The following is a 13,585-nucleotide window of genomic DNA, read 5'->3' on the forward strand; positions in this document are numbered from 1 at the left end:
CCTGAAAGAGTCTTGATGCTGCTCGTCGTCGAACAGTTCTTGAACGGATTGCAGTTCGGCCTGCTGCTGTTCCTGCTCGCCGCCGGCCTGACGCTGGTGTTCGGGATCATGGATCTCGTCAACCTGGCGCACGGCTCGCTCTACATGATGGGCGCCTATTTCGCCGCGACCTTTGCGGCCTGGACCGGGAGCTTCCTGCTGGGGGCGCTGCTGGCGTTAGGGGCGACGCTGGCGCTCGGCATCGTTCTCGAGGTGAGTGCGCTACGGCATCTCTACGGGCGCGATCATCTCGACCATGTGCTCGCAACCTTCGGACTGATCCTGTTCTTCAATGAAGCCGTACGGCTGATCTGGGGGCCGGCGGGCCTCGCGCTGCCACTGCCGGCCTGGCTCACCGTGCCGGTGCCGATCCTGCCAGGCATTCACTATCCCGCCTACCGCCTCGCCATCATCGTCGTCGCGCTGCTGGTTGCGCTGCTGCTCTATCTCGGCGTGATGCGCACGCGCATCGGCATGCTGATCCGCGCCGGTGCCTCCAACCGCGAGATGATCGGCGCGCTCGGCATCAACATCAAGCTGCTCTACACGCTGGTGTTCGGCCTGGGTGCCGCACTCGCCGGCCTCGCGGGGCTGATGCAGGCGCCGATTCTCACCGTGCAGATCGGCATGGGCGAGAACATCCTGATCCTTGCCTTCGTCATCATCGTGATCGGCGGCATCGGCTCGATCCGCGGCGCATTCCTCGCCGCGATCTTCGTCGGCATGATCGACACGCTCGGCCGCGCTTTCCTGCCCAATCTGTTGCGGCAGGTGCTGAGCGGGGCGGCTGCCTCCACCGCCGCGCCCGCGCTGTCCTCCATGCTGATCTATCTGCTGATGGCGATGGTGCTGGTGGTGCGGCCGGAGGGGCTGTTTCCGGCCAGCCGTCGATGAAGGGTTTCTCGGTGAGCAAGGCCGTCACGGCCCTGATGCTGGCGGGCCTGCTGCTGCTGCCGCTCTATTCGTATCTGTCCGGCAACATCTTCATCCTGACGCTGTTCACGCGCATCGTCATCCTGGCGCTGGCCGCCGCCAGCCTCAACCTCATCATGGGCTTCGGCGGCATGATGAGCTTTGGCCACGCGGCCTATCTCGGCATCGGTGGCTACGCGGTCGGCATGCTCGCGCAGGAAGGTGTTGGAAGCGGCTTCATCCAGTTTCCGGTCGCGCTGGCGGCATCCGCCATCTATGCGCTGGTGATCGGCGCGCTTTCGCTGCGAACGCGCGGCGTCTATTTCATCATGATCACGCTGGCCTTCGCACAGATGGCCTATTACGTCGCCTCGGGTCTCGCGCGCTACGGCGGCGATGATGGCCTCACCGTCTACAAGCGCAGCGATTTCTCCGGCCTGATCAACCTGTCGAACCGCACGCAGTTCTATTACCTCTGCCTCGCCTGCCTGTTCGGCGTGATCTTCCTGATCTGGCGCATCGTCAATTCGCGCTTCGGCCTTGTCGTGCAGGGGCTGCGCTCCAACGAGCAGCGCATGCAGGCGATCGGCTTTCCGGCAAAACGCTATCAGCTCGTCTGCTTCGTCATCTCGGGCACGATGTGCGGCCTCGCCGGCGCGCTGCTCGCCAACAACACCGATTTCGTCAGTCCGGCCGTGATGTACTGGACCCGCTCCGGCGATCTCATGGTGATGGTGATCCTGGGCGGCATGGGCACGCTGTTCGGCCCTGTGGTGGGGGCGGTGATCTATCTGCTGCTGGAAGAGTTCCTGTCGCAGATCACCGAATATTGGGCGCTGATCATGGGCCCGCTGCTGCTGTTGATCGTGCTGTTCGGCCGCGGCGGTATCATGGGTCTGCTGGGGAGGCTCGATCGTGGCTGACCCGCTGCTCCGCGTCGAAAAGCTGGTGCGCCGCTTCGGCGGCATTACCGCAACCGACAACGTCTCGCTCGACGTCGCGGCCGGCGAGCTGCACGCCATCATCGGGCCGAACGGCGCCGGCAAGACCACCCTGATCAGCCAGCTCACCGGACACCTCCAGCCGCATTCAGGCAGCGTCTCGCTCGGGGGCCGCGACATCACCTATCTGCCGGCCTATCGCCGCTGCGCGTTGGGTCTCGCGCGTTCGTTCCAGATCACCTCGCTGCTGCTCGACTTCACTGCCGCCGACAACGTCGCGCTGGCCGCGCAAGCGCATGCCGGCCATTCGTTCCGCTTCTTCGCCAATGCGCGCAAGGAAAAGGGCTTGCGCGATGCGGCCCGTGCCGCGCTCGATCGTGTCGGCCTGCTCGATCGCGCCGATGTCCTGGTGAGCAGGCTCAGCCATGGCGAGCGCCGCCAGATCGAGCTTGCGGTCGCGCTGGCGAGCAAGCCAAAACTGCTGCTGCTGGACGAGCCGATGGCAGGTCTCGGCGTCACCGAATCCCAGGGCATGGTGAAGCTGCTCCAGGAGCTGCGCAAAGAGGTCTCGATCGTGCTGGTCGAACACGACATGCCGGCGGTATTCGCGCTGGCCGACCGCATCTCGGTGCTGGTCTATGGCCGTGTCATCGCCTCCGGCGATCCCGCCGCGATCCGGGCCAACGAGGACGTCAAGCGCGCCTATCTCGGCGACCAGCACGTGGTGACGCACCATGGCTGACATGCTGCTCGAGGTCGACGGCATCGAGACCTGCTATGGCCTCAGCCAGGTGCTGTTCGGCCTGTCGCTGTCGATCAAGCCGGGCGAGATGGTTTCGCTGATGGGCCGCAACGGCATGGGCAAGACCACGACGATCCGCTCGATCATGGGCCTGACGCCGGCGCGATCGGGCAGCATCCGCTTTGCGGGCGCGGAGGTGCGGCAGCTGCCTTCGTATCGCATCGCCAAGCTCGGCGTCGGCCTCGTGCCCGAGGGCCGCCAGATCTTCCCGAACCTGACCGTGCGCGAGAACCTGGTTGCTGCCGCGGCCGACCGCTTCGACAGCGCCAATCCCTGGACCTTAGCTGCGATCTACGTGCTGTTTCCGCGCCTCGCCGAGCGCGCCGCCAACATGGGCAACCAGCTCTCGGGCGGTGAACAGCAGATGCTCGCCATCGGCCGCGCGCTGATGACGAACCCAAAACTCCTGATCCTGGATGAAGCGACCGAAGGGCTTGCGCCGCTGATCCGCGAGGAGATCTGGAACTGCCTGTCGATGCTGAAGAGCCGGGGCCAGTCGATCCTGGTCGTCGACAAGAACGTCGATCACCTCGCCCGCATCTGCGATCGTCACACCATCATCGAGCGCGGCAAGACGGTGTGGAGCGGCACGTCGGACCAGTTGATGGCCGAGCCGGATTTGCAGCATAAATATCTGGGGATTTGAGCCGACGCTCTCTCCACGTCATTGCGAGCGCAGCGAGGCAATCCAGGAATTCTCTGCGGAGGGATTCTGGATTGCTTCGTCGCTCCGCTCCTCGCAATGACGGCGGAGAGAGGCGTGCAATCGCCCAGCTCAAAACACCTCGAAATATTCGCGATGCTCCCAATCCGTCACCTCCGCCAGGAAGCGGTCGATCTCGGCGTTCTTGATGTGGGTGTAATAGTCGACGAACGCCGCGCCGAACTTCTCGCGGAAGAACGGGTCGTCCTTCAGCGCCGAAACCGCATCGCGCAAGCTCTTCGGCAGCAGCGGCGCTTTGGTCTCGTAGGGCGTGTCGGCGGACGGGCCTGGATCGAGCTTGCGATCGACGCCGTCGAGGCCCGACACAATCTGGGCTGCCATGTAGAGATAGGGATTGGCGGCCGGTTCGCCGACGCGGTTTTCCAGGCGCGTGGCGGCATCGTTCGCGCCGCCCAGCACGCGGATCATCACGCCCCTGTTGTCGCGGCCCCAAATCGCGCGATCGGGCGCCAGTGAATAGGAGCGGTAGCGCTTGTAGCCGTTGATGGTCGGCGTGGTGAATACGGTCGCGGCGCGGGCGTGATCGAGCAGGCCGGCCAGATAGGCGCGGCCGAACTCGCTGAGCGGCTGACCGGCCTCTTTCGCCATGAACAGATTTTCGCCGCTCGCGCGCGAGACCACGGACTGGTGCAGGTGCCAGCCGCTGGCAAACAAATTCGGCAGTTTCGGCCGGCACATGAAGGTGGCGTGATAGCCGTGCCGGCGCGCGATCTGCTTCACGGCGCTGCGGAACAGCACCATGTTGTCGGCGGGCTCCAGGCCCTTCTTCGGCGCGAAGGTGAACTCGCATTGGCTCGGCCCGAACTCGACTTCGACGGAGCGCAACGGCAGACCGAGCGCGACGATATCACGGCGCAGGATCTCCAGCACCGGCTCCATCTGATCGAAGCGCTGTTCGGTGAGGTATTGATAGCCGTGGGAGAGCAGGCTCACCGAGGGCGGCGTGCCGGGCTGTCCAGCGTCCTCGGCGCGCATATGCGGATCGTCGAGCTTGAAGATGTGGAATTCGACCTCGAGTCCCGCGACGAAATCATGCCCGCGGCGGCCGAGCTCGTCGAGGACCTTGCGATAAAGCCCGCGCGTCGCGAACGGAACGGGACGGCCGTCATTGAAATAGAGGTCGCACAACACCCAGCCCGTCGCCGGCGCCCATGGCAGCACGTGAAACGTGGTGGTATCAGGCACCATCAGCACATCGGCCGCGCCTTCCATCTCCTTCATGCCGAAGCCGCCGCCTGAGGTGAACACCGGAAAAACCGTGCGGTGCGAGGTGTCCTTGGCGAGCATCGTCGTGGTGATGGAGCAACCACTCTCCAGCGAGGCCATGGCCTCGGAGGCAATGATGGTCTTGCCGCGCAGGATGCCGTGCTGGTCGGGGAAGGCGAGACGGATGACCTCGAGGTTCTGTTCCTCGACGATGCGACGGATGCGCGCTGCGGCGTCCTTCTGCTCATCCGACCATAGCGCATGCCGCGCGACGAATGTCACTTTGGTTGCTCCTCGGTCCACGCTGTCATCGCCCGCGAAGGCGGGCGATCCAGTATTCCAGAGACGGCCGTGTGTCCACGAGAGGCCACGGCGTACTGGATGCCCCGCCTTCGCGGGGCATGACAGCGGAGGATGCGGAGCCGCCGTCGCAATTTTCCCGCAGCCATTGGCAGCCTCACTCCGCCGCCGTCAGCCGATGCACCTGGCCTTCGATCTCCTTCGGCACCGGCGCAGCCCATGGCGCGCCGCGGCGGCGCTTGACGTCGATTTCCATCCAATAGGTCTCCCAGCCACGCGTCGGCCCGATGCCGTCCATCGTCGCCGGTCCCTGAATGCTGCGCGCGTTGGCCCCATCCAGGAACAGCATCGGCTTCTCGCCGCCCCCGACCTTCTCGATCTGCTGCCGCAGCAGGCGGCGATACTGCACGATCGCCTTGTCGCTGGTGCCGAGATGCTCCTTGGTGCGGTCCTGGATCGCGCCCATCGATTCCACCGCCCACTGGTCGTGGACGTTGATGTCGTTGCCCATGCCGGTATAGGTCGCGGTCTGCTGCTCGTGCGGATCGAAACCGTAATCGTTGCTTCGATTCTTCCGCGAGACGTAATCCGGCAGCTCATAGAGCTCGAGCCGCTGGTCGCGCATCTTCTTCTTGTCGACCGGGTTCGCATAGCTGGTGAAGATCGCGTACCAGTAGCAGTTCTCGTCATCGACAGGCACGTGCCACTGCGTGATCGTCATCTCCGTGCTCATGGGAATGACGAAGCCGTGCGGAAACAGCTGGTTGGTGACGCGGACATGCGTGCGCTCCTCGTCGATCTCGCGCAGCGCGATCAGCCGGAGGCCATACTCGGTGTGCTCGACGTTGATGATGGGGCGATCATATTCGCGCAGGATCTTCGTCATCGGCAAATCGCTTCCGGCCGAAGCACCGCGGAATTGCTTGCCATAGGCGGTCGAGGTGTCCTCGTCCTCGAAGAAGCGGTGCAGATAGGAGGCGTGCGCGGGATCGATGCCGACTTCGAGCGCCTGCAGCCAGTTGCAGGCCATGTGGCCCTTGAATGCGAACGTATGCGTGCCGGGCGCGACGAAGCAGTCGAGTTCCGGAAATGCCGGCGGCTCACCTTCGCCGAGCCAGGCCCAGAGGATGCCGCTCTTCTCCACCACGGGATAGGAGCGCTGGCGGATGTTCTGGCAGAGCTTTGAATCCCTGGGCTCGGCCGGCGTCTCGATGCACTGGCCTGAGGCGTCGAACAGCCAGCCATGGAAGGCGCAGCGCAGGCCGCCATGCTCGAGGCGGCCGAAGGCGAGGTCGGCGCCGCGATGGGCGCAGTGGCGGTCGATCAGGCCGTAGCGCCCGGTCTCGTCGCGGAACAGCACCAGGTTTTCGCCGAGCAGCTTGACGGGACGGATCGGCCGCTCGCCCTCGAGCTCATCGACCAGCGCCGCAGGCTGCCAATAGCTCCGCATCAGCTTGCCGCACGGGTCTTTCGGCCCGGTGCGCGTGATCAGGTCGTTCTGCTCCTGGCTCATCATGGCGCAGGCATCCCTTGTGGAATGGCGATTGTTCGCCTATTGAACGAATGGGCGAATTATGACATGAGTTGGATCGGCAGCAAGCACTATTTTGCAGGACGATCCGGAAGCCATGCCCAAGCTGAAGCGGAGCGAGACTGACGAGCGCGCGACGGATTTCGTCGAGGCCCTCGATCGCGGCCTGCGGCTGCTGCAATGCTTCGGCACCAACGCCGGCCCGATGACGCTGAGCGATCTCGCCCGCGCCGCCGACCTGCCGCGCGCCACCGCACGGCGCATGCTGTTCACGCTCCAGCGCGGTGGCTTTGTTGCCGGCGATGGCAAGCTGTTCACGCTGACGCCGCATGTGCTGACGCTGGCGGCGTCCTATCTGCGCTCCAACCAGCTCGTCACAGTGCTGCAGCCGGTGCTCGATCGCGTCGCGACCGCGGCCAACGAAATCTCCTCGCTTGCGGTGCTCGACGGCGACGACGTCGTGTTCATCGCCCGCAGCAGTCCGGCGCGGATGTTCTCCGGCGGTTTGGAGATCGGCTACCGGCTGCCGGCGTTCTGCACCTCGGTCGGCCGTACCATGCTCGGCCAGCGCGATGATGCCGATCTGCTCGCGCGCCTCAAGGCGATGACGCGCGAGGCCCTGACGCCGCATACGGTGACCGATCCCAAGGCGCTGCTCGCGCGCATCGCCACCGACCGCGGACAGGGCTATTCGCTGGTCGACCGCGAAGCCGAGCCGCATTTCCGCTCGATCTCGGTGCCGGTGCGCCGCTACGACGGCGTGATCGTCGCCGCCATCAACATGGGCGCCCATGTCGACCGCGTGCCGGCGCAGGAGTTGATCGACCGCTTCCTGCCGCTGTTGCGCGAGGGGGCGGAGTCGGTGCGGTCGCAATTGTTGTAACTGCAGGGCCGCAAATCCACCCTCCACTCCCGGTGTTGTGCTATGATCTAACCCCCAACATCAGGGAGCGCGCCATGCAACACACCATGGTTCCCAGCGATCGCGTGGAGCACGTCGCCGTCTTTGGCTGTGACGGGACGAAGCTCGGCACGATCGAGCGATTGATGCTCGACAAGGTGAGCGGAACCGTCGCTTACGCCGTGATCAAAACGGGCAAGCTGCTCGGGACGCATCACCACTATCCCGTGCAGTGGAGCGCACTGAAATACGACCGGGCACGTCAGGCCTTCCAGGTCGACCTGACCCCCGAGCAATTGAGCAGCGGCCCCTGTGAAGTCGATGGTGATGAATTCGATTGGGGCGACCGCTCTCCGCCCTACCAGCATCCGAATTACTGGTCGATCTAGGTCGTGCTGCAGTCTTCGTAGCCGGGTTGCGCTTTGCTCGATCCGAGCTGTGGCCGCGCTACCTGTTGCGCATCCAGTCGGCCAAGCCCGATATCGCGCGATCGAGCTCCTGGCGCGCGGCGCCATCCGTCACCGTCTCCTCCATCGCGCCGCGCATGCACAGCATCCAGGCGTCGCGCTCGGCATCGCCGATGGCAAAGCCGATGTGCCGCTGCCGCAGCCGCGGATGGCCCTTGTCGGGGGAATAGAGCTTGGGGCCGCCGGTCCATTCGGTGAGATAGCGTTTCAGCACATCCTTGATCAGGCCGAGGTCGTCCGCATGCATGGCCCGGATGATCTTCGCTTCCGGCAGCGTGTCCATGCGGTCGTAGAAGCGGTCGACGAGGGCGTCGATCGTGGCAGTTCCGCCGATCTGCTCGAACATAGTGGTGCTGAGGTCGCTGTCGGTCATCTCTACAGCGCCACGCTCCGCAGGCCGAAGCTGCGCGCTTCGTTCTGCAGCACCGGCCGCACGGCGTCGATCAGCCTTGCGGCCGCCGCGTCGACCGACAGCCCCGCCGTATCCACCACCGCCGTCGCGCGCGCGTAGAGCGGCTCGCGGCTGAGCAGGATGTTGCGCAGCTCCGCCATGGCGGAGCGATCGTCGGCCATCGGGCGCAGGTCGCCCTGGCGGCGGACGCGCGCCATGTGCTCCTCGGGCTCGGCCTTCAGCCAGATCGTGTAGAACGAGGTCAGGATCCGGTCGAAGGTCAGCGGCTCCGAGACGATGCCGCCGCCGGTTGCGAGCACCATCAGCTCGTTGCGCGCGAGCAGCTGCTGCAGCGCCGCCTGCTCCATGCGGCGAAAGCCTTCCTGGCCGTATAGTGCGATGATCTCCGCGACCGAGAGGCCGTTCTGCTGCTCGACCTCCTTGTTGAGCTCGACAAAGCTCCAGCCGATCTTCTTCGCCAGCATTCTTCCCAGCGTGGATTTGCCGGCGCCGCGCAACCCAATCAGCGCGATGCCGCAGAACGGCGCGGGCCGTGGCGCGGAGGCGTTGCCGCCGGCGAGCAGATCCTTTGCCTGCGCGATCTGCGCTGGCGTCGCCTTGCGCAAGAGATCGCGAAACATCTGCCAGTCCGGTGTCGGGTCGGCTGACGGCAGCAGGTCTTCCAGATGCGCGCCCATCGCGTCGGAGACGCGGCGCAGCAGCACGATCGAGACATTGCCCTTGCCGCTTTCAAGCTGCGCGATGTAGCGTTCCGAAATTCCTGATACCTTGGCGAGCACCTTGCGCGACATGCCGCGCAACGCCCGCATGGTGCGCACGCGCTGGCCGAGTTGTTCGAGAAAGCGGGATTCGGCGTCGGGACTGTCGGTCATGAGCCTTCTTTACAGGGGTCCTGCGGCGCGTCTTAATGAAACATAGTGCCAGCTGCCATTGACAGCAAGCTGTCCCAGTGTCTTTCTATGAATTATAATTCTAAATTCCGGGGAGACGACCGTGAGCGAGGGATCCTACAACGCGGTGACCTGGCTGCTCGACCGTAATGTTGAGGAAGGCCGGGGCGGCAAGCTCGCCTTCGACGACACCGTCTCGCGGCTCACCTATGGCGAACTCCAGCGCGAGACGCGGCGTGCGGCGAACATGCTGCGCCGGCTCGGCGTCCGCCGCGAGGAGCGCGTGGCGATGATCATGCTGGACACGATCGATTTCCCGATCGTGTTCCTGGGCGCGATCCGCGCCGGCATCGTGCCGGTGCCGCTGAACACGCTGCTCACCGCAGATCAATACGCCTACATCCTCGGCGACTGCCGCGCGCGCGTGCTGTTCGTGTCCGAAGCAGTGTTGCCGGTGCTGAAGGACGTGCTCGGACGGCTGCCCGATCTCGAGCATGTCGTCGTCTCCGGCAAGGACGCGCATGGCCACAAGCTGCTCGCCCAAGAGCTCGCGCGCGAGAGCGACACATTCACGACGGCGCCGACCCATCCCGAAGAGCCGGCGTTCTGGCTCTATTCGTCGGGCTCGACCGGCATGCCCAAGGGCGTCCGGCATCTGCACGCCAGCCTGCAGGCGACCGCGGATACCTACGGCAAGCAGGTGCTCAACGTCCGCGAGGACGACGTCTGTCTCTCGGCGGCAAAACTGTTCTTCGCCTACGGCCTCGGCAACTCGCTGACTTTCCCGATGTCGGTCGGCGCCAGCACGGTGCTGAATTCGGCGAGGCCAACTCCGGCGCTGATGTTCGAGCTCTTGAACAAGTACAATCCGACCCTGTTCTTCGGCGCGCCGACACTGTTCGCGGCGATGCTGAACGACGAGGCCGCAAAGTCCGCGCGGGCAGGGACGCGCCTGCGTATCTGCGCCTCCGCCGGCGAGGCGCTGCCGGAATCGGTGGGCACCAATTGGAAGTCACGGTTCGGCGTCGACATCCTCGACGGCATCGGCTCGACCGAGCTGCTGCACATCTTCCTGTCGAACGCGCCCGGCGACATCAAATACGGCACCTCCGGCCGCGCCGTCCCCGGCTACAAGGTTCGCCTCGTCAGTGAGGCCGGCGACGATGTGCCGGATGGCGAGGTCGGCGAACTCCTGGTCGAGGCTCCCTCGGCCGGCGAGGGCTATTGGAATCAGCGCGCCAAAAGCAGGAACACCTTTCAGGGCCACTGGACCCGCACCGGGGACAAATATGTGCGCGGCGCCGATGGCCGTTACACCTTCTGCGGCCGCGCCGACGACATGTTCAAGGTATCGGGTATCTGGGTCTCGCCGTTCGAGGTCGAGAGCGCGCTGATCACGCATCCCGCGGTGCTGGAAGCCGCCGTCGTCGCCGAAGCCGATCCGGAAGGCCTGTTGAAGCCAAAGGCGTTCGTCGTGCTGCGCGCCGGCAGCGACAGCGACAATCTGTTCGAGGCGCTGAAAGAGCACGTCAAACAGACGATCGGTCCATGGAAATATCCGCGCTGGATCGAGGTGGTCGACGATCTGCCGAAAACGGCGACGGGGAAGATCCAGCGGTTCAAGTTGCGAGAAGGGGCGAACTGATCGCTCGTCATTCCGGGGCGCGCGAAGCCCGAACCCGGAATCTCGAGCCGCAAAACAATCTCCAGATTCCGGATCGGCTCGCGTCGCGAGCTGTCCGGAATGACGGACTGAAGGAATGACAGCATGACCAACCTCCCCCCCTCCGGCTTCCTCAGCATCGGCGCCGCCAGCCTCGAATACATCTGGCTCGCGCCGCAAGACGCCGACGCGCCCACCATCGTCATGCTGCATGAAGGCCTCGGCTCGGTCGGACTGTGGGGTGATTTCCCCGAGAAGCTGCGAGAGGCCACCGGCGCCGGCATCTTCGCCTATTCGCGCGCGGGTTACGGCCGGTCCAGTCCGGCGACGTTGCCGCGACCGCTCGACTACATGCACCGTGAGGCGCTGGACGTGCTGCCGAAGGTGCTCGACGCCGTTCCCTTCAAGCGCGGGCTGTTGCTCGGCCATTCCGACGGCGGCTCGATCGCTGCGATCTATGCTGGGTCCCATCAGGATCATCGCCTGCAAGGCATCGCTCTGATCGCGCCGCATTTCATTGTCGAGGATATCTCGGTCGCCTCCATCGCTGCGATCAAGACGACCTATGAGACCACCGACCTCAAGACGAAACTCGCGCGCTGGCACCAGGACGTCGACAACGCCTTCTATGGCTGGAGCGGCGCCTGGCTCGATCCGGCATTCCGCGACTGGGACATCTCGGAATATCTCGCCTATATCCGCGTTCCCATGCTGGTCGTTCAAGGCAAGGACGACCAGTATGGGACGCTGCGCCAAGTCGAGATCGCGCAGCAGGAATGTTATTGCCCGGTCGATGTGACGATCATTCCAGGCGCCGGGCATTCTCCTCACCGCGAGGCGCCTGCGCCAACGCTTGACGCCATCGAGCAATTTGCAAAAGCCGCTTTGCGGGACGACCGAGGGCTTCAGGCTGCGTGACGCGTTCCAGGGGAACATCCGCGACACCGCTGGCGCCAAGATGAAGCAAAGTGCATGTAAGGATTGGATTTGATCTAGACACCTCTCGAAAGATGCATTATTGTGCATCTAAGACAAATCAAAACGAGCTCAAGGGTAGCCCATGGCCGGGGAAGATCGGCGCCTCGCAGGCGGCGCAACATTCATCGATTTCCAGACCGATCCGTCCCGCTACAAGCACTGGAAGCTGGCGGTCGAGGGTGACGTCGCGACGCTCACGATGGACGTCGACGAGAACGGCGGCCTGTTCGAGGGCTATCTGCTCAAGCTCAATTCCTACGATCTCGGCGTCGACATCGAGCTTGCGGACGTGGTCCAGCGGCTGCGCTTCGAGCATCCCGAGGTGAAGGTCGTGGTGATGCGCTCGGCCAAGAACCGCGTGTTCTGCGCCGGCGCCAACATTCGCATGCTCGCGGGCTCGACCCATGCCCACAAGGTGAATTTCTGCAAGTTCACCAACGAGACGCGCAACGGCATGGAAGACTCGTCGGAGAATTCCGGCCAGCGCTTCATCACCGTCGTGAACGGCTCGGCCGCCGGCGGCGGCTACGAGCTGGCGCTGGCAACCGACCACATCATCCTCGCTGACGATGGCGCGTCTGCCGTTGCGCTGCCCGAAGTGCCACTGCTCGCGGTGCTCCCTGGCACGGGTGGTCTCACCCGCGTCGTCGACAAGCGCAAGGTGCGCCGCGACCACGCCGACTTCTTTTGCACCATCGAAGAGGGCGTGAAGGGCAAGCGCGCGGTGCAGTGGCGCCTCGTCGACGAGATCGCGCCGAACTCCAGGCTCGAGGCCAAGGTCGTCGAGCGCGCCAAGGAGTTCGCGGGCAAGTCGAAGCGTGCCGGCAGCGGCAAGGGTATCACGCTCTCTCCGCTGAAGCGCGTCATCGGCGAGACCAGCATCCGCTATGGCTTCGTCACCGTCGACATAGACCGCACCGCGCGCGTCGCCACCATCTCGATCAAGGCGCCGGAGACAGCGCCGCCCGCCGACATCGACGGGATGATGGCGCAGGGCGCCTCGTTCTGGCCGTTGCAGGTGGCGCGCGAGCTCGATGACGCCATCCTGCATCTGCGCATCAACGAGCTCGAGATCGCGATGCTGGTGTTCAAGAGCCATGGCGACCGCGCCCATGTGCTGGCATCTGACGCTTTCCTCGAAGCCACCAAGGCGCACTGGCTGGTCAACGAAATCCGCCACTACTGGAAGCGCGTGCTCAAGCGCATCGACCTCACCTCGCGCACGCTGGTGACGTTGGTCGAGCCGGGCTCCTGCTTTGCCGGCACGCTCGCCGAGCTCGTCTTCGCCGCCGACCGCTCCTACATGCTGATCGGCACGCGCCAGGGCGACAACCAGCCGGCGCCCTCGATCGAATTGTCGGCAATGAATTTCGGTCCCTATCCGATGAGCCACGGCCTGACGCGGCTGGAGTCGCGTTTCCAGGCCGATCCGGCGGATGTGGAGCGCGCGGAAGCCACGCTCGGCACCGCTCTCGACGCCGAGCAGGCTGAAGAACTTGGCCTCGTCACCTTCGCGCTCGACGACATCGACTGGGACGACGAGGTGCGCGTGTTCCTGGAGGAACGCGCCAGCTTCTCGCCCGACAGCCTCACCGGCATGGAAGCGAGCCTGCGCTTCGTCGGCCCCGAGACGATGGAATCAAAAATCTTCGCGCGCCTCACCGCCTGGCAGAACTGGATCTTCCAGCGCCCGAACGCGGTCGGCGAGGAGGGCGCGCTGCGCCGCTACGGCAGCGGCCAGAAGCCGAAATTCGATATGACGCGGGTGTAGCGGGCGAATGGGGAGTGGCGAATAGCGGATGGTGCATCTTAATTCGCT

General features: G+C 64.7%; 13 protein-coding genes. 9 read left to right on the forward strand and 4 right to left on the reverse strand.

The genetic code is table 11. From position 1 onward, the window contains the following. The first annotated feature begins 15 nt into the window (after positions 1 to 15). Genes BM222_RS34290 through BM222_RS34305 form a run of 4 tightly spaced genes read left to right on the forward strand, consistent with a single transcriptional unit; the run spans position 16 to position 3,340 of the window. Positions 16 to 933, forward strand: a complete 918-nt coding sequence (locus tag BM222_RS34290; RefSeq protein ID WP_092238649.1) for a branched-chain amino acid ABC transporter permease — start codon at positions 16 to 18, stop codon at positions 931 to 933. Continuing rightward, positions 930 to 1,874 carry a branched-chain amino acid ABC transporter permease gene (locus BM222_RS34295; protein WP_092238652.1) on the forward strand — a complete coding sequence of 315 codons (945 nt, stop codon included), beginning with the start codon at positions 930 to 932 and terminating at the stop codon, positions 1,872 to 1,874. The genes BM222_RS34290 and BM222_RS34295 overlap by 4 nt, the downstream gene beginning before the upstream one ends. Beyond that, positions 1,867 to 2,634 (forward strand): ABC transporter ATP-binding protein, encoded by a 768-nt coding sequence (locus BM222_RS34300; RefSeq protein ID WP_092238655.1) that lies wholly within the window; start codon positions 1,867 to 1,869, stop codon positions 2,632 to 2,634. Before BM222_RS34295 ends, BM222_RS34300 begins: the two co-directional genes overlap by 8 nt. Further along, on the forward strand, positions 2,627 to 3,340 hold the full coding sequence (locus BM222_RS34305) for an ABC transporter ATP-binding protein (protein ID WP_092238658.1): 714 nt from the start codon (positions 2,627 to 2,629) through the stop codon (positions 3,338 to 3,340). Before BM222_RS34300 ends, BM222_RS34305 begins: the two co-directional genes overlap by 8 nt. A 129-nt stretch (positions 3,341 to 3,469) precedes the next feature. Here BM222_RS34305 and BM222_RS34310 read toward each other — a convergent pair whose 3' ends face one another. Together BM222_RS34310 and BM222_RS34315 are read right to left on the reverse strand one after the other, a co-directional pair. Beyond that, positions 3,470 to 4,906: a glutamine synthetase family protein gene (locus BM222_RS34310; protein ID WP_092238661.1), complete on the reverse strand. Its 1,437-nt coding sequence runs from the start codon at positions 4,904 to 4,906 to the stop codon at positions 3,470 to 3,472. 175 nt (positions 4,907 to 5,081) lie between these two features. Further along, the gene (locus BM222_RS34315; RefSeq protein ID WP_092238664.1) at positions 5,082 to 6,440 is read right to left on the reverse strand and encodes an aromatic ring-hydroxylating dioxygenase subunit alpha; all 1,359 of its coding nucleotides are present in this window, start codon (positions 6,438 to 6,440) and stop codon (positions 5,082 to 5,084) included. Between the two features lie 112 nt (positions 6,441 to 6,552). Between BM222_RS34315 and BM222_RS34320 the strand changes: the two genes are divergently transcribed. Further along, positions 6,553 to 7,338: an IclR family transcriptional regulator domain-containing protein gene (locus tag BM222_RS34320; RefSeq protein WP_092238742.1), complete on the forward strand. Its 786-nt coding sequence runs from the start codon at positions 6,553 to 6,555 to the stop codon at positions 7,336 to 7,338. A 74-nt stretch (positions 7,339 to 7,412) separates the two neighbouring features. Then, complete coding sequence (locus tag BM222_RS34325; protein WP_092238667.1) at positions 7,413 to 7,745, forward strand: PRC-barrel domain-containing protein; 333 nt, start codon at positions 7,413 to 7,415, stop codon at positions 7,743 to 7,745. 58 nt (positions 7,746 to 7,803) lie between these two features. On the opposite strand, the gene BM222_RS34330 is transcribed toward BM222_RS34325, so the two are convergent. After that, entirely contained in the window at positions 7,804 to 8,196 is a 393-nt protein-coding gene (locus tag BM222_RS34330; RefSeq protein ID WP_092238670.1) for a group II truncated hemoglobin, read from the reverse strand. 2 nt (positions 8,197 to 8,198) lie between these two features. Beyond that, positions 8,199 to 9,107: a helix-turn-helix transcriptional regulator gene (locus BM222_RS34335; protein ID WP_092238675.1), complete on the reverse strand. Its 909-nt coding sequence runs from the start codon at positions 9,105 to 9,107 to the stop codon at positions 8,199 to 8,201. A gap of 121 nt (positions 9,108 to 9,228) precedes the next feature. Here BM222_RS34335 and BM222_RS34340 point away from each other — a divergent pair, with 121 nt between their 5' ends. The 3 genes from BM222_RS34340 to boxC all read left to right on the forward strand — a co-directional run bounded on the left by BM222_RS34340 (position 9,229) and on the right by boxC (position 13,537). Beyond that, entirely contained in the window at positions 9,229 to 10,770 is a 1,542-nt protein-coding gene (locus tag BM222_RS34340) for a benzoate-CoA ligase family protein (RefSeq protein WP_092238678.1), read from the forward strand. Positions 10,771 to 10,893: 123 nt separating this feature from the next. Beyond that, positions 10,894 to 11,706, forward strand: a complete 813-nt coding sequence (locus BM222_RS34345; protein WP_092238681.1) for an alpha/beta fold hydrolase — start codon at positions 10,894 to 10,896, stop codon at positions 11,704 to 11,706. A 142-nt stretch (positions 11,707 to 11,848) separates the two neighbouring features. Continuing rightward, positions 11,849 to 13,537, forward strand: coding sequence for a 2,3-epoxybenzoyl-CoA dihydrolase (gene boxC / locus BM222_RS34350; RefSeq protein WP_092238684.1), 1,689 nt, complete (start codon positions 11,849 to 11,851; stop codon positions 13,535 to 13,537). Positions 13,538 to 13,585 lie beyond the last annotated feature (48 nt).

This window comes from Bradyrhizobium sp. Gha, from assembly GCF_900113735.1.
Lineage (GTDB): Bacteria > Pseudomonadota > Alphaproteobacteria > Rhizobiales > Xanthobacteraceae > Bradyrhizobium.